Source organism: Agarivorans sp. JK6, assembly GCF_045277145.1.
In the GTDB taxonomy this organism is placed as follows: domain Bacteria; phylum Pseudomonadota; class Gammaproteobacteria; order Enterobacterales; family Celerinatantimonadaceae; genus Agarivorans; species Agarivorans albus.
Window position 1 is genome coordinate 2,564,184 of sequence record NZ_CP113525.1, and the last position, 15,554, is coordinate 2,579,737.

A 15,554-nucleotide genomic window follows, 5' to 3' on the forward strand; every position below is an offset into this window, starting at 1 on the left:
GAAACGACTCCGTTAGTTTTTGATAACTAGTCGATTACTCTGCTTCACTTCTTCCATCACTACGTAAGTACGGGTGTCGTTAACCCCAGGTAGGCGCAACAAGGTTTCACCTAACAACTTACGGTAAGCAGACATATCTGCTACGCGGGTCTTTAATAGATAATCAAAATCACCTGACACTAAGTGACATTCTTGAATTTCTTCAAGCTGTTGCACAGCATGATTAAATTGTTCGAATACGTCAGGAGCACCGCGATTCAACGTGATTTCAACAAAAACCAGTAGCGAAGCGTCTAAGTATTGAGGGTTTAGAATAGCAGTGTAACCAGTAATGTAACCTTGGCGCTCTAAACGTCTAACCCTTTCTAGACAAGGTGTAGGGCTAAGGCCTACACGTTTTGAAAGTTCCACATTCGATATGCGGCCATCTTTTTGCAACTCATTAAGTATGTTGCGATCAATACGATCCAGTTCCTTCATTGGTCGACCTTTTGCTTCCATTAATGGTGATACGATTGTTGTCCCTAAGCACACCTAGTTGTACTGACTTTTTATGCATTAATACTTGAGGTAATTGCATAAATTATGTGAATATCCTTTCACACATAAATAAGTCATTCCAAGCGAGATGCAGAGCTAAAACCCAAGCCAATAGACTTTTTTAAACTTTTGTCTTATCCCTGAGCATTATTTATTCCACAAAATGCACGGACTATCAAGTAAAAAGCCGAATTAAAGGCTAGATAAATACGCATATCCATATAAAGTTTTATTATTTGGTAGGAATAACGAAGCCTATTATGCTGTGTCCAACAAACTTCTACTTTGTATAAAGCGCACTTTTTTCGCTTTATTACGCTTGATTTCGGATTTTGTACCCTCATATATCAAGCAAGAACTTTAAGGAATTGTAGCAATCATGAGCAATGCAAAACACCACAAACTAATTATCCTAGGCTCTGGCCCAGCAGGTTACACTGCAGCTGTATATGCGGCACGCGCTAACTTAAACCCAGTGCTTATTACCGGCATTCAGCAAGGCGGTCAGCTGACCACAACAACTGAAGTTGAAAACTGGCCAGGTGATGCAGAAGGTTTAACAGGCCCTGCCCTAATGGAGCGTATGCAAGCTCACGCTGAGAAATTTGAAACCGAGATTGTATTTGACCATATCAACGAAGTTGATTTCAAAGAGAAGCCATACAAGCTTAAAGGCGATAGCGGTGAATACACTTGTGATGCGTTGATTATTGCAACTGGTGCATCAGCCAAATACTTAGGCCTACCTTCAGAAGAAGCGTTTAAAGGTAAAGGGGTTTCTGCTTGTGCTACTTGTGATGGTTTCTTCTACCGTAACCAAAAAGTAGCAGTTGTTGGCGGTGGTAACACGGCTGTTGAAGAAGCCTTGTACTTATCAAACATTGCGTCTGAAGTGCACTTAATTCACCGTCGTGAAGAGTTCCGCAGTGAAAAAATCCTCACTAAACGTTTAATGGATAAAGTAGCTAACGGCAACATCGTATTGCACTTAAACCAAACACTGGATGAAGTGTTAGGCGATGAAATGGGTGTAACCGGTGTACGTACTAAGAACGTACACGATGGCACAAGCCAAGATATCGACGTTATGGGTGCCTTTATTGCTATTGGTCACCAACCAAACACCGGTATATTTGAAGGCCAATTAGAGATGAAAGATGGTTATCTAACTATCCAGTCTGGTACCGAAGGCAATGCAACTCAAACCAGCATTCCTGGTATTTATGCTGCAGGCGATGTAGCCGACCACATCTACCGTCAAGCCATTACCTCTGCTGGAGCCGGTTGTATGGCGGCCTTAGATGCTGAGCGATACTTAGACAGCCTAAACGACTAAGTAATATATGAGCCGGTTGTAAAACCGGCTTTTTTATATCAATAATCGTTTTAATATTGATATACTTAGTAGAGACATTGTAAAAGCTATAAGTGCCTGTGCAACCAGTATTCCTAGAGCTAAATCGCCCCTTCCCTTCTCCAAATAATGCCTTAGACGATCCTAATGGTTTGTTAGCCATTGGCGCAGATCTTAGTCCACGAAGATTAATCGCAGCCTACGATAACGGCATTTTCCCTTGGTTTAGTGATGACCAACCCGTTTTATGGTGGAGCCCTAATCCTCGAATCGGCCTAGACCTATCCGCGCATACCGTAAACAAAAGCATGCAAAAATTCATGCGTAAAACCTTGTTAAAAGTTAGCGTGAATCGTGACTTTTCACAGGTTATTAAACGTTGTGCAGCCTTACGCACTGATGAAACATGGATAAACTCAGACATGATTAAGGCCTATATTGCCTTACATCAACTGGGTCGAGCTCATTCAGTAGAGGTTTGGAAAAATGATGAGTTAGTGGGTGGATTATACGGCGTTCTCGTTGGAAAAATATTCTGTGGTGAGTCAATGTTTCATACCGAAACTAACGCATCTAAGCTGGCTTTTCACAGTTTTTGTCACCACTTTAAACAACATGGCGGCGTATACATCGATGGGCAAGTTGAGAACCCCCACCTGATAAGTTTAGGTATGCAAGCCATCGAAAGAGAAAACTTTTTAGATTTACTTTGTAAGCACAAAGATGACCAGGTAAATGTAAACTGCTGGCACCAACAGGAAATCTTTTAATGCAACTGCCAGTGGGTTTGAGCCAAGTAAACAATTGCCCTTATTTAGATGAACAACAAGAGCAATTGTGTTTTTTATTGTGTGATGATGAACAAAAATCAGCCTACTACTCACAATTGTTGGAGCTCGGTTTTCGACGCAGCGGCAATGAGATATACCGCCCAGCTTGCAGCGCCTGCAGTCAATGCCAATCATTAAGAGTTAAGGTGGCAGACTTTAGCCCTAGCAAATCTCAAAAACGAATTCTAAACAAAGCTAAGCAACTTACACTTCGTTGGCAGCACCAACTCGATCAAGATGATTATCAACTTTATGCCCGCTATATCGAAGCTAGGCATAAAGATGGCAGCATGTACCCTCCAAATGAAAAAGCCTTCTTTGAATTTTTACAATGCGATTGGTCGAGCACTCAATACCTAAAATTGTTTCAAAATGAACAATTAGTCGCGGTGTGTGTTACTGATGTTTTCTCAAAGGCATTAAGCGCTGTTTATACATTCTTCGATCCAAACTTAGATAAACTCTCGTTAGGGAATCTAGCGGTTTTAATGCAAATTCACCAAGCTAAACAGCAAGGCAAAGACTGGTTATATTTAGGTTACCAGGTGGATGAGTGCAGAAAAATGAACTACAAACGGAACTATTTGCCACATCAACGATTTATTAACAGTAAATGGCAATAGATTTAGAGGATAAACTTTACACAAGGCAGTAAATCTGGCATCCTCCCTGCGTTTTTATAAGTGCGTGTCAAACAGAGGACTCAATGGCGAAAGAAGACAATATTGAAATGCAAGGCACAGTGTTAGACACCTTGCCTAACACAATGTTCCGTGTAGAACTAGAAAACGGACATGTTGTTACTGCCCACATTTCTGGAAAAATGCGTAAAAACTACATCCGCATTTTGACCGGAGATAAAGTTACGGTTCAATTAACACCGTACGACTTGTCAAAAGGGCGCATTGTTTTCCGCGCGCGCTAATCCGCAATTGTTGTATACAACAATTAAAAAGCCAGCTAATAGCTGGCTTTTTTGATTGTAGTTGCAGTACTAATTAAACTTCAGCAACTTCATCTTCATATTGAAAATCTAGCTTGCCGTCTTTGATACCAACATCTACGTGTCCGCCATCATTCAAGCGCCCAAACAATATCTCGTTCGCTAATGGTTTGCGAAGTTGTTCTCGAATAACTCGAGACATTGGTCTTGCACCCATAGCTTTGTCGTAACCTTGTTCAGACAACCACAAGCGTGCTTCGGCATTTACTTCCATTGATACGCCGTTAGCGTCAAGCTGGGCTTGTAGTTCAACAATAAATTTATCCACTACTTGCTCGATAATGGTTTCATCTAAGTGATTGAACCAAATAATGTTATCTAAGCGGTTTCTAAACTCGGGAGCGAAGATGCGATTAATTTCATCCATGGCATCAAAACTCATGTCCTGCTCTTTAAAGCCAATAGCAGAGCGTTGAGTCTCTTTAACCCCGGCGTTACTAGTCATAACCAAAATTACGTTACGGAAGTCAGCATGGCGGCCATTGTTATCGGTTAGCGTACCGTGATCCATTACTTGTAATAACAAGTTAAATACATCTTCGTGCGCTTTTTCAATTTCATCCAGCAACACAACACAATGCGGGTGCTTTAACACTGCATCAGTCAGTAAGCCACCTTGGTCGTAACCCACGTAGCCAGGAGGTGCACCAATCAAGCGAGAAACCGCATGGCGCTCCATGTACTCAGACATATCAAAACGAATCAACTCCACGCCTAAGGCCTTAGCAAGTTGCTGAGTCACCTCTGTTTTACCTACACCAGTAGGGCCGGCAAACAAGAATGAACCCACAGGTTTTTGCTCTGCCCCTAAACCGGAACGATTTAAGCGGATTGCATCAACTAACACGTCGATGGCTGGGTCTTGACCAAACACCACCATCTTCAAGGTTTCATTTAAGCTACGCAGTGTTTCTCTATCAGAAGAAGACACCTTTGCTTCAGGAATACGAGCAATCTTAGCAACAATGGCTTCAATATCCCCTGCCCCAATGGTTTTCTTGCGGCGACTAACTGGCAACATCCGCATGCTTGCACCGGCTTCATCAATCACGTCAATCGCCTTATCAGGCAAATGACGTTCGTTGATGTACTTAGCGGCAAGCTCAGCAGCACTGCGCATTGCTTGTTTGGTGTAACGTACATCGTGGTGAGCTTCGTAACGGCTTTTTAAGCCCAACAAAATCTTAGTGGTATCTTCAATGGTTGGCTCTACTACATCAACTTTTTGGAAGCGACGTGCAAGTGCGCGGTCTTTCTCAAAAATTTGATTGTACTCTTGGTAAGTAGTTGAACCGACACAACGCAATAAACCATTGCTTAACAAAGGTTTAATTAAGTTTGCTGCGTCCAATTGACCACCCGATGCTGCACCCGCACCAATAATGGTATGAATTTCATCGATAAACAAAATGGCGTTTTCGGCATTTTCAAGCTGCTTTAATAGTGCTTTAAAACGTTTTTCAAAATCGCCACGGTATTTAGTCCCAGCTAACAGCGATCCAATATCTAAGGAATAGATAGTGGCGTCTTTAATCACATCTGGCACATCTTCGTGAACAATCCGATAAGCTAAGCCTTCGGCAATAGCGGTTTTACCTACTCCGGCTTCCCCCACCAATAGCGGGTTATTTTTACGGCGACGACACAATACTTGAATGGTGCGAGACAGTTCTTTATCACGGCCAATCAGTGGATCGATTTTGCCTTTAAGCACTAAGTGATTAAGGTTGCTGGCAAAGCTTTCTAGCTGCTTAGTTTCTTCAGACTGAGCTTCGGTATCGGCAGGGCTTTGTTCAGCGCTAGGTTCTTCATCTTTACGAATGCCATGAGAGATAAAGTTAACCACGTCTAAACGGCTAATATCGGCCTTCTTAAGGAAATAAACGGCTTGGCTCTCTTGTTCGCTAAATATGGCAACCAAAACATTGGCACCACTTACTTCACTATTACCAGAAGATTGAACATGAAAAACGGCCCGTTGGAGAACCCGCTGAAAACCTAGGGTTGGTTGCGTCTCGCGCTCTCCATCGTCCTCAGGAATTACTGGGGTAGTTTGTTCAATGAAACTGCTTAACTCTTGGTTAAGCTGGTTGAGGTTAGCCCCACAAGCGACTAGGGCTTCCTTGGCGGCAGAGTTTTCTAATAAACCCAACAACAAGTGCTCTACCGTCATGAATTCGTGTTGTTGCTGTCTTGCTTCTTTAAACGCCTGGTTTAAAGTTTGTTCCAACTCTTTATTTAGCATGCATAGGCCCCCTAAAGACAATCAATACTACTTAGCTATGCTTTCTCCATAGTGCACATCAAGGGATGGTCATTTTGTTTGGCATAACTATTTACTTGTGCAGCTTTGGTTTCAGCTACTTCGGCCGTGAAAACCCCACAAACTCCTTTACCTTTGTAATGAATGGTAAGCATTATTTGGGTTGCTTTGTCCAAATCCATATTAAAATACAACTGCAACACCTCAATAACGAACTCCATAGGAGTATAGTCGTCATTATTTAAAACCACCTTATACATTGGTGGGGGTGCCGTCTCACTTTTTGCTTGTTTGGTTATTTCTTCTACATCTAACCAATCAGATAATTTGCTCATAAAAACTATAGTAGTAAAAACGCGTCTCTGTTCTCAACATAACCGCTTTGAGTTAACAAGGCTAGTAGAAAAGTACTCTGAAAACTTGACTGTAGTAAATATTTTACTAAATTGTTAAACAGCTGACTCAAAGTTGCGTCAAAAGTGACCAGCTCGGTCAGTTTGGTAGATAAATTTAATAGGGATATGTCGTATGCCAAGCGGAACAGTTAAGTGGTTTAACAACGCAAAAGGATTTGGTTTTATTTGCCCGGATACAGGTGGAGAAGATATCTTCGCTCACTATTCGACGATTCAAATGGAAGGGTATCGCACCCTTAAAGCTGGCCAGCCAGTACAATTTGAAACTCAGCAAGGCCCCAAAGGTAGCCACGCAGTAAGCATTGTTTTCGACGACAGTCAAAACTAGCGCTCGCTGCAGCAGCTAAACAAAAAAACCAGTCTTAACGACTGGTTTTTTATTGCGCGTATGTAATACCAATCGTACTAACTAACTGTTCATTCTAACTGGTTAAAATACTCGATAACTGCGTTAGGACTTTTGATTGTAGAATAACTACTTATCGAAAAATCCTGCCTTACTCTCGAGTATTTTTCCTGCGTTATTTCTGATCACTTACTTAGTGTGATTGGTATAAATTTTATTCCAAATACAAAAAAGCCAATGCCTAAGCATCGGCTTTTCTCAAATAAAGCTAAGCCTAACGTAAGCTATCAATAACATCGTTAAACAAGGCACTTGGGCGCATTGCTGCAGCCGCTTTAGTGCTATCTGGCTGGTAGTAGCCGTTTAGGTCTACTGCAGGCCCTTGAGCGGCGTTTAGCTGCTCAACAATTTCAGCTTCTTGGCTTACTAACTTTTGCGCTACTTCAGCAAATATAGCTTTCAACTCTTGGTCATCATTTTGCTCTGCTAAGCACTGAGCCCAGTACAAACATAAGTAGAAATGACTACCGCGGTTATCCAACTCTTTCACCTTACGTGAAGGCGATTTGTTTTCATCCAAGAAAGTACCAGTAGCTTTATCAAGCGTACTCGCTAGTACCGCTGCTTTAGCATTGTTAGTTACTTGCCCTAGGTGCTCTAAAGATGCAGATAGAGCTAAGAACTCACCTAAAGAATCCCAACGTAGATGGTTTTCTTTTTCAAACTGCTGCACGTGCTTAGGCGCAGAACCGCCAGCACCGGTTTCGAACAAACCACCGCCGTTCATAAGCGGTACAATCGACAACATTTTAGCTGAAGTACCTAGCTCAAGAATTGGGAATAGATCAGTGAGGTAGTCACGTAGTACGTTACCCGTTACTGAAATAGTATCTAAGCCCTGCTTCACTCGCTCTAACGAGAATTGTGTCGCTTCGCTTGGGGCAAGTACTTTAATTTCTAAACCGCTAGTATCGTGTTCGGTTAAGCACTGCTCTACTTTGCTAATGAGTTGTGCATCGTGAGCACGATTTGCGTCTAACCAGAATACTGCTGGAGTATTAGTTAAGCGAGCGCGGTTAACCGCTAGTTTCACCCAATCACGGATTGGTGCGTCTTTAACTTGGCACATTCTGAAAATGTCGCCTTGCTTAACCGCTTGGCTTAGTACAACTTGGCCATTTTGGTCAACTACTTCAACGGTACCAGCAGCTGGTGCAGTGAAGGTCTTATCGTGTGAACCGTACTCTTCAGCTTTTTGCGCCATTAAACCAACGTTAGCCACAGAGCCCATGGTCGTTGGGTTGAAAGCGCCATTCTCTTTACAGAAATCGATGGTTTGCTGGTAAACACTTGCGTAGCTGCGATCTGGGATAACCGCTTTCGTATCTTGTTGCTTGCCTTCTGCATTCCACATCTGGCCAGAAGCGCGGATCATTGCAGGCATAGACGCATCAATAATTACATCGCTTGGTACGTGTAAGTTAGTGATGCCTTTATCTGAATCGACCATTGCTAGACCAGGGCGCTGAGCATACGCCGCGTCAATAGCGGCTTTAATTTCTTCTTGCTTGGCAGCGTCTAACTGTTGAATTTTTGCATAAACATCACCTAAGCCATTGCTTACATCAACACCAAGCTCATCAAACAGCTCGCCGTACTTAGCAAATACATCTTTAAAGAATACTTTAACAACATGACCAAAGATGATTGGGTCTGATACCTTCATCATGGTTGCTTTCATGTGTAGCGAGAACAAAATGCCTTTGGCTTTGGCATCTTCAATTTCAGCTTCAATAAAAGAAGAAAGCTCAGCAACGTTTAGTGCAGCAGCATCAATTACTTCGCCTGCTAATACTGGAAAAGCTTCTTTTAAGGTGATGGTTTCACCAGCCTCAGTTTTTAACTGAATAGCTACAGAGCCAGCTTCTTGGATAGTGGCAGAAACTTCGCTGCCGTAAAAATCACCTTGGTTCATGCTAGCAACATGGCTTAACGAATCTTTCGACCATGCTCCCATTGAATGCGGATTGTTACGCGCGTATTGCTTAACAGAACCAGGTGCACGGCGGTCTGAGTTACCTTCACGCAATACTGGGTTTACTGCACTACCTTTTACTTTGTCGTATTTGGCTTTAGCGTCACGCTCTTGATCATTGCTTGGCTCTTCTGGGTAATCTGGCAGCGCGTAACCTTGAGCTTGCAACTCTTTAATGGCCGCTTTTAGTTGCGGAACAGAAGCACTGATATTAGGCAGCTTGATAATGTTAGCTTCTGGCTTTTTAGCTAATTCGCCTAGCTCGGCTAAGGCATCAGAAATTTGTTGTTGCTCGGTTAAACATTCAGGAAAGCTAGCAATAATTCGGCCGGCTAAAGAAATATCACGGGTTTCTACATCAACACCAGCAGCATTAGTAAACGCTTGTACAATAGGTAGCAGTGAATACGTGGCTAAGGCTGGCGCTTCGTCCGTTAAGGTATAAATAATCTTTGACGTCATGTCGGTCCCTAAAAGTTGTGGTTGCTCTCGCAATGGCTGCCATTTTTATACAAATGATCGAGTCTGCGAGGTGGTTAGCAAGCAATAAAAAACTACAAAGTTTGTTTACTTATCTACTCACCGTCCAATAATTCGGCCAAAATAATAAACCATTTACAAACGCTTTAACATTGTTTTACTAGTGGTACATCCATTAGATGTTACAATTGCTGCCATGAATAAGTTTGCAAAACCCCAACAGTCGCGTCGTTTTAAACGAAAGGCTGAGACCAAATCAGTAAAACCGTTCAATGGCCCGCGCCGTTTAGTTCTGTTCAACAAACCCTTTGATGTACTTAGCCAGTTTACCGATGGGCAAGGTAGAGCCACCTTAAAAGACTATGTCGACATTCCCGATGTATATGCCGCCGGCCGGTTAGACAGAGATAGTGAAGGCTTATTGTTGTTAACAAACGACGGGAAACTGCAACATAAGCTTGCCAACCCTAAAGCTAAAACCGCAAAAACCTACTGGGTGCAAGTTGAAGGCGCGCCTAAAGATGCTGATTTGGAGCCCTTGCGTAAAGGCATAGTGCTAAAAGACGGTCCCTGTTTACCGGCCAAAGTAGCGCTTATGGATGAACCAAATTTATGGCCACGCAATCCACCAGTTCGAGAGCGTAAATCCATTCCAACAACTTGGTTAAGCATTAACATTAAAGAAGGCCGAAATAGGCAGGTTCGCCGCATGACAGCAGCTATTGGCTTCCCCACCCTGCGCTTGGTTCGCTATCAAATTGGCCGCTATACCTTAGATGGAATAGACAACGGCAGTTACCAACAATTAGTGGGTGAAGAGATCTCTTAGAACGACATGCTGAAATGCTGTTTTCGTCACAGTTTTTCTGGTAGAATTCGCCGCAAATTTTTCCCAACAAGTTAGCATGAACTCAAACAACACTAAAAAAGTGATTGTCGGTATGTCCGGCGGCGTTGACTCTTCCGTTTCAGCCTACTTGCTTATTCAGCAAGGCTATCAGGTTGAAGGTCTTTTTATGAAGAACTGGGAAGAAGACGACAACAGCGAATATTGTGCAGCGGCAGAAGATTTAGCCGACGCTCAAGCTGTGTGTGACAAATTAGGTATTAAGCTACATACCATTAACTTCTCAGCCGAGTACTGGGATAACGTATTTGAGCACTTCCTCGAAGAGTACAAAGCGGGTCGCACGCCAAATCCAGACATTATGTGTAACAAGGAAATTAAGTTTAAGGCATTTTTGGAATTTGCCGCAGAAGAATTGTCTGCCGACTACATCGCCACTGGCCACTATGTGCAGCGCCGTTTTCAAGACGGACACTGGCAAATGCTACGCGGCATAGACAGCAATAAAGATCAAAGCTACTTCTTGTATACGCTAGAAGAAAAGCATATTGCCCAAACACTCTTCCCAGTAGGTGAAATAGAAAAGCCAGAAGTGCGCCGCATTGCCGAAGAACAAGGCCTTATCACCGCCAACAAAAAAGACTCCACCGGGATCTGCTTTATTGGCGAGCGTAAGTTTACTGACTTCCTAGCCCAATACCTACCAGCGCAACCGGGTGATATTGAAACCTGTGAAGGCAAAGTAATTGGTAAGCACCAAGGTTTGATGTACCACACTCTGGGCCAACGTAAAGGTTTAGGCATTGGCGGCACCAAAGACGGTGACGAGACTCCTTGGTACACCGTAGATAAAGACATTGAGCGCAACGTGCTGATTGTTGGCCAAGGGCACGATCACCCTCGCCTAAAGTCACGCGCACTTATTGCGGGCCAATTACATTGGGTAGACCGCAAAACCATCACCGAAGAACTACGTTGTAGCGTTAAAATTCGTTACCGCCAGCAAGACGTTACCTGCACCATTATCCCGCGTGAAAACGACGAGATTGAAGTGGTATTCGATGAGCCGCAAATAGCGGTTACTCCAGGACAATCAGCAGTATTTTATCTAAACGAAGTATGTTTAGGCGGCGGTATCATTGAACAAAAGATTGGCCTATAGCCTATGAGCAATGCAATCAACGACCGCGTTATCGCTTTTGCTGGTATCTGCCAAGCCGCTAAACTGGTGCAAGACGTAGCCAGAACCAGCAACTGCGACGAAGCAGGTTTAAAAACCAGCTTAGGTAGTATTCTAATAACTAACCCCAACGAAACGGTTGAGGTATTTGGCTCGTTAGAACAACTCAAACTAGGCCTAGGTGTAATGAGCGGCCAACTGAGCAATCAACAAGAAAAGCGTAACGCCGAAATCACGCGTTACCTGGTTAGCTTGTTAGCCCTTGAGCGCCGTTTAAATAAACGCCCAGACTTAATGAACATGATGGGCGAACGTATTGGCCAACTAGATAGACAACTACAGCATTTTGATTTGCTCGACCAACAAGTTCTGGGCGGAATTGCCGACATTTACAGCGACATTATTAGCCCGCTTGGTCCGCGCATTCAAGTAGCCGGAAACGTGAGTTACTTACAGCAACCAGTAGTACAACATAAAGTTCGCGCGCTACTGTTAGCCGGTATTCGCGCCAGCGTATTGTGGCGCCAGTTAGGCGGCCAACGACGCCAGCTACTGTTTTCACGTAAAAACTACTTGCAGCAAACAACACAACTTTTACACACCATTGATTAGTTAATTTAGGAGATCACCATGGAACTGTCGGCCTTGACAGCCATTTCCCCGATAGACGGACGCTACGGGGATAAAACTTCTGAACTACGTAGTATTTTTAGCGAGTTTGGCTTAATTAAATACCGCGTACGAGTAGAAATTCGTTGGTTACAAAAACTTGCTCAACAGCAAAACATTGCTGAAGTACCAAGCTTCTCTCCTGAAGCTATCGCGTTTCTAGATAGCATTAACGACAACTTTAGCGAAGCAGACGCTGCGCGCGTTAAAGAAATTGAACGTACAACCAACCACGACGTAAAAGCGGTTGAGTACTTCTTAAAAGAAAAAGTATCGGCAAATGCTGAGCTTGATGCTGTATCAGAGTTCATCCACTTTGCTTGTACTTCTGAAGACATTAACAACCTTTCTCACGCGTTAATGCTTAACGAAGCGCGTAACGAAGTATTAGTGCCTTACCTACAAAAGCTTATTGATTCAATCACCGAGCTAGCAAAAGAGCTACGTGCAACCCCGCTACTTTCACGCACCCACGGCCAACCGGCTTCGCCAAGCACCATGGGCAAAGAAATGGCCAACGTAGTTGCTCGTTTACGCCGCCAGCTTAAGCAAATTGAAGCAGTAGAAGTACTAGGTAAAATTAACGGCGCTGTAGGTAACTACAACGCGCACATCTCTGCTTACCCAGAAGTAGACTGGCACCAATTCTCAGAAGAATTTGTTACCAGCCTAGGTGTACAGTGGAACCCATACACTACGCAGATTGAGCCGCACGATTACATCGCCGAGCTATACGATGCCATCGCTCGCTTCAACACTATCTTGCTAGACTTTGACCGCGACATTTGGGGTTATATTTGCCTAGGTCACTTTAAGCAAAAAACCATTGCTGGTGAAATTGGCTCATCAACTATGCCGCACAAAGTTAATCCAATCGATTTCGAAAACTCAGAAGGTAACCTAGGTATCGCTAATGCCTTGTTTGGCCACCTAGCGGCTAAATTACCGGTTTCTCGCTGGCAGCGTGACCTTACCGACTCAACGGTATTGCGAAACCTTGGTGTAGCCATGGGTTACTCGTTAATCGCCTATCAAGCCACCCTTAAAGGTGTGAGCAAGTTACAAGTAAACGAAGAAAACTTACTAAGCGATTTAGATAGCAACTGGGAAGTATTGGCCGAGCCTGTGCAAACCGTTATGCGCCGCTACGGCATCGAAAAGCCCTACGAGAAGCTAAAAGAACTCACTCGTGGTAAGCGTGTAGACGCACAAGCCATGCGTGAATTTATCGATGGTTTAGACATGCCAGAATCAGCCAAAGACGAGCTGAAGAAAATGACCCCTGCCAACTACATTGGTGATGCGGTTAAGCTAGTAGACCAGCTGTAATAACTACAGCTTTAAGCCTCCCGCTTAAGGCCTAGTTAATACCCAAAGCCACAACAGATGTTGTGGCTTTTTTGTTTGCCTCACATGACAGAATCCCTCTATCTGACCCAACGACAAACAAAGTCACCAGCAACGTAACGCTTGCCATTTACTGACTATGCATACAGTATTATTAATTTTTAGCGTTTTAGAGCGATTAAATTAGATAGATTGTGCGCGTTTAGCCTTGAGCTAAAAAAAATACAAGCGTAGTATCAAACACTTAGCTTAGTGTTGAATTAGATAATAGGTTTATTAACTGTGCATGCGCGTTTTGCCAGAAAACGTATTGAGCCTTATTCTTTTTTCTTCAATCAATTCAAATAATTAGCTATGCGCGTTTTTACTGGTCTAACAAGGTAAACGCGCATGCGCAATATACAAATGTTATATTTCTATGAATTCTATTTTACAAGGATTGGCTAACGAATGAGTAACCTCTATATAGGTCGAGCTTTGATAATTGGTTGTTTCCATACGTTAGCGGTCATCACTTTAAACATAGTTCTTCGAAGTCATATATCTGAATTTTTACTTTCCATACTTCCAATATCTTTAATGAAAATTGACTTTGAGGGTGGAGAGCTGTTTTATCCAATAGGAGGGCTGATTACTTTTGGATTGATAGAGGTTTTGGTAACAACAATTACCATCTCAACATTTCTTTTCAATGTTAGATCTCGTATCGCTATGAATTGTCTTATTTTAGCTTTATCAATATTACTATTTCGCTTCATTGCTGGTGATTTAACACACTCTTGGTACTCGTTTGGATTAGCAAGCTCGATGCTATCTTGTGTTGCGATTATTCTAATCGGGACAATAAAACACAGAAAATATAACAATAGGCTTAAGGTAATGGACGGCGCAGAGCGCCGCCCCTTAGCCTAGGCGTTATAAGCCAAAGAGGATATATGAAAAGTTACAATCTAGATTCGATAGATAAAGTATTCCAATTTGCTACTCAATTCTCTCCGGAAAATCATTCGGTTTTTAGGGGAGTGAATAATTCGGAATACGATCTTATACCTTCAGTAGGTCGTCTTCCTCCGCTTTCAAATCGAGATGAAGAGCTAGACAGGGAAAAAGCGCTATTAGAACAGTTTAAAATGAAAAGTGCGCTTCGAGTGCCTTCTAAGCCGTCAAATGATTGGGAATGGTTGAGTCTAGCGCAGCATTATGGTTTACCTACACGTCTTCTCGATTGGAGTATTAACCCTCTAATTGCACTTTATTTTGCAACAGCTCACTCACCTGAGGAACTATATGGGGCGTCAGAGTTAAATGATTGTGCTGTTTACGTATTGATTAGCCACATACATATTGATTCTAGTTACCACATTCACCCATTTGGTTTAGACGAAACTTTAGAGTTTTATGCCCCAAACATCTCTGAGCGTGTAATTAATCAAGCTGGTCTATTTACTGTGCATCATAACCCTCGAAGCGCTTTCGATACTGAAAAATTGCATAAATTTGTAATTCCAGGTGGTTTGAAACCTCTAATTCAAGCAAAACTTAATCTACTTGGTGTTAGTGAGTCCACTATTTATCCTGGGCTTGATGGTATAGCAAAGTCACTGAAAACTGAATTTTACAATCAAACAACCCAACCACTAAATTTAGAAAAAGCACCTAAGTATATGCAATCCCAACTAAATGGCTTATAACAAACCGTTTAAGTCTGACTCGTAAACGCGTGCCGATTTCGCTTCGCTCCATTTTGGCACACATTCACTCACAGCTTAACGGGGCGTTAGGTATCAACAATGGCATGTTTTGGAAACTTGGTTTGCTTCAAGTGCAGAGTAGTTACGCGCAGACCAACTTGGCGCAGGGTTACTCACGACAGACCGGAATCTATCGGGAAGATAAGTTCTGTGACTAAATGCCAGCATTGTGGCGACCCAATGTATTTCTTGGGCCCGACTATCAAAGTTCCTCCTAAAAGCAAAGCTAAGCTTTGGGACCGTTTACACGCCGAGATTTTCGCGTTTCGCCGACAACTGGCTGACAACTCTAGAGTCGAAAAGGCCAAAACGAAGCACGCATTAGAAAAAGAAATAGCGAAGCTACAAATGCGGGAGCCCAATCGTGAACGTATTAAACTGATAAAGAAACATAAAGACATGTTGAAGAAATATACCTAACAAGTGCGTCAATTCGGTCGCTTCGCTCCCTAGGAAGGCGCCCACGACACGCCACCGGTTACGCAAGCGTTAA

General features: G+C 42.9%; 15 protein-coding genes. 11 read left to right on the forward strand and 4 right to left on the reverse strand.

All coding sequences use genetic code 11. The annotated features are described in order from the left end of the window. Positions 1–12: 12 nt before the first annotated feature. Positions 13–501, reverse strand: coding sequence for a leucine-responsive transcriptional regulator Lrp (lrp, locus tag OV592_RS11945; RefSeq protein ID WP_040306996.1), 489 nt, complete (start codon positions 499–501; stop codon positions 13–15). A 418-nt stretch (positions 502–919) separates the two neighbouring features. Between lrp and trxB the strand changes: the two genes are divergently transcribed. The 4 genes from trxB (at position 920) to infA (ending at position 3,649) form a co-directional block, all read left to right on the forward strand. Then, positions 920–1,876, forward strand: a complete 957-nt coding sequence (gene trxB / locus OV592_RS11950; RefSeq protein ID WP_406608725.1) for a thioredoxin-disulfide reductase — start codon at positions 920–922, stop codon at positions 1,874–1,876. Between the two features lie 92 nt (positions 1,877–1,968). Then, positions 1,969–2,664 (forward strand): leucyl/phenylalanyl-tRNA--protein transferase, encoded by a 696-nt coding sequence (gene aat / locus OV592_RS11955; protein WP_406608726.1) that lies wholly within the window; start codon positions 1,969–1,971, stop codon positions 2,662–2,664. Further along, positions 2,664–3,347 (forward strand): arginyltransferase, encoded by a 684-nt coding sequence (locus OV592_RS11960; protein WP_406608727.1) that lies wholly within the window; start codon positions 2,664–2,666, stop codon positions 3,345–3,347. The genes aat and OV592_RS11960 overlap by 1 nt, the downstream gene beginning before the upstream one ends. A gap of 83 nt (positions 3,348–3,430) precedes the next feature. Next, entirely contained in the window at positions 3,431–3,649 is a 219-nt protein-coding gene (infA, locus tag OV592_RS11965; RefSeq protein WP_016401030.1) for a translation initiation factor IF-1, read from the forward strand. Positions 3,650–3,722: 73 nt separating this feature from the next. Here infA and clpA read toward each other — a convergent pair whose 3' ends face one another. Both clpA and clpS read right to left on the reverse strand, forming a co-directional pair. Then, positions 3,723–5,972, reverse strand: coding sequence for an ATP-dependent Clp protease ATP-binding subunit ClpA (clpA, locus tag OV592_RS11970; RefSeq protein ID WP_016401031.1), 2,250 nt, complete (start codon positions 5,970–5,972; stop codon positions 3,723–3,725). A 35-nt stretch (positions 5,973–6,007) separates the two neighbouring features. Next, positions 6,008–6,325, reverse strand: a complete 318-nt coding sequence (clpS, locus tag OV592_RS11975; RefSeq protein ID WP_016401032.1) for an ATP-dependent Clp protease adapter ClpS — start codon at positions 6,323–6,325, stop codon at positions 6,008–6,010. A gap of 193 nt (positions 6,326–6,518) precedes the next feature. Here clpS and cspD point away from each other — a divergent pair, with 193 nt between their 5' ends. Beyond that, positions 6,519–6,734: a cold shock domain-containing protein CspD gene (gene cspD / locus OV592_RS11980; protein ID WP_016401033.1), complete on the forward strand. Its 216-nt coding sequence runs from the start codon at positions 6,519–6,521 to the stop codon at positions 6,732–6,734. A gap of 292 nt (positions 6,735–7,026) precedes the next feature. Here the strand turns inward: cspD and OV592_RS11985 are convergent, their stop codons facing one another. Next, positions 7,027–9,249, reverse strand: a complete 2,223-nt coding sequence (locus OV592_RS11985) for an NADP-dependent isocitrate dehydrogenase (protein ID WP_406608728.1) — start codon at positions 9,247–9,249, stop codon at positions 7,027–7,029. 214 nt (positions 9,250–9,463) lie between these two features. Here OV592_RS11985 and OV592_RS11990 point away from each other — a divergent pair, with 214 nt between their 5' ends. From OV592_RS11990 to OV592_RS12015, 6 genes are all read left to right on the forward strand, one after another. Then, complete coding sequence (locus OV592_RS11990) at positions 9,464–10,096, forward strand: pseudouridine synthase (RefSeq protein WP_406608729.1); 633 nt, start codon at positions 9,464–9,466, stop codon at positions 10,094–10,096. A gap of 76 nt (positions 10,097–10,172) precedes the next feature. Beyond that, the gene (gene mnmA, locus OV592_RS11995; protein WP_406608730.1) at positions 10,173–11,276 is read left to right on the forward strand and encodes a tRNA 2-thiouridine(34) synthase MnmA; all 1,104 of its coding nucleotides are present in this window, start codon (positions 10,173–10,175) and stop codon (positions 11,274–11,276) included. Positions 11,277–11,279: 3 nt separating this feature from the next. After that, complete coding sequence (gene hflD, locus OV592_RS12000) at positions 11,280–11,906, forward strand: high frequency lysogenization protein HflD (protein ID WP_016401037.1); 627 nt, start codon at positions 11,280–11,282, stop codon at positions 11,904–11,906. 18 nt (positions 11,907–11,924) lie between these two features. Beyond that, positions 11,925–13,292 carry an adenylosuccinate lyase gene (gene purB, locus OV592_RS12005; RefSeq protein WP_406608731.1) on the forward strand — a complete coding sequence of 456 codons (1,368 nt, stop codon included), beginning with the start codon at positions 11,925–11,927 and terminating at the stop codon, positions 13,290–13,292. A 468-nt stretch (positions 13,293–13,760) separates the two neighbouring features. Beyond that, on the forward strand, positions 13,761–14,222 hold the full coding sequence (locus OV592_RS12010; protein WP_406608732.1) for a hypothetical protein: 462 nt from the start codon (positions 13,761–13,763) through the stop codon (positions 14,220–14,222). A 23-nt stretch (positions 14,223–14,245) separates the two neighbouring features. Further along, positions 14,246–15,001 (forward strand): FRG domain-containing protein, encoded by a 756-nt coding sequence (locus tag OV592_RS12015; protein WP_406608733.1) that lies wholly within the window; start codon positions 14,246–14,248, stop codon positions 14,999–15,001. Positions 15,002–15,554 lie beyond the last annotated feature (553 nt).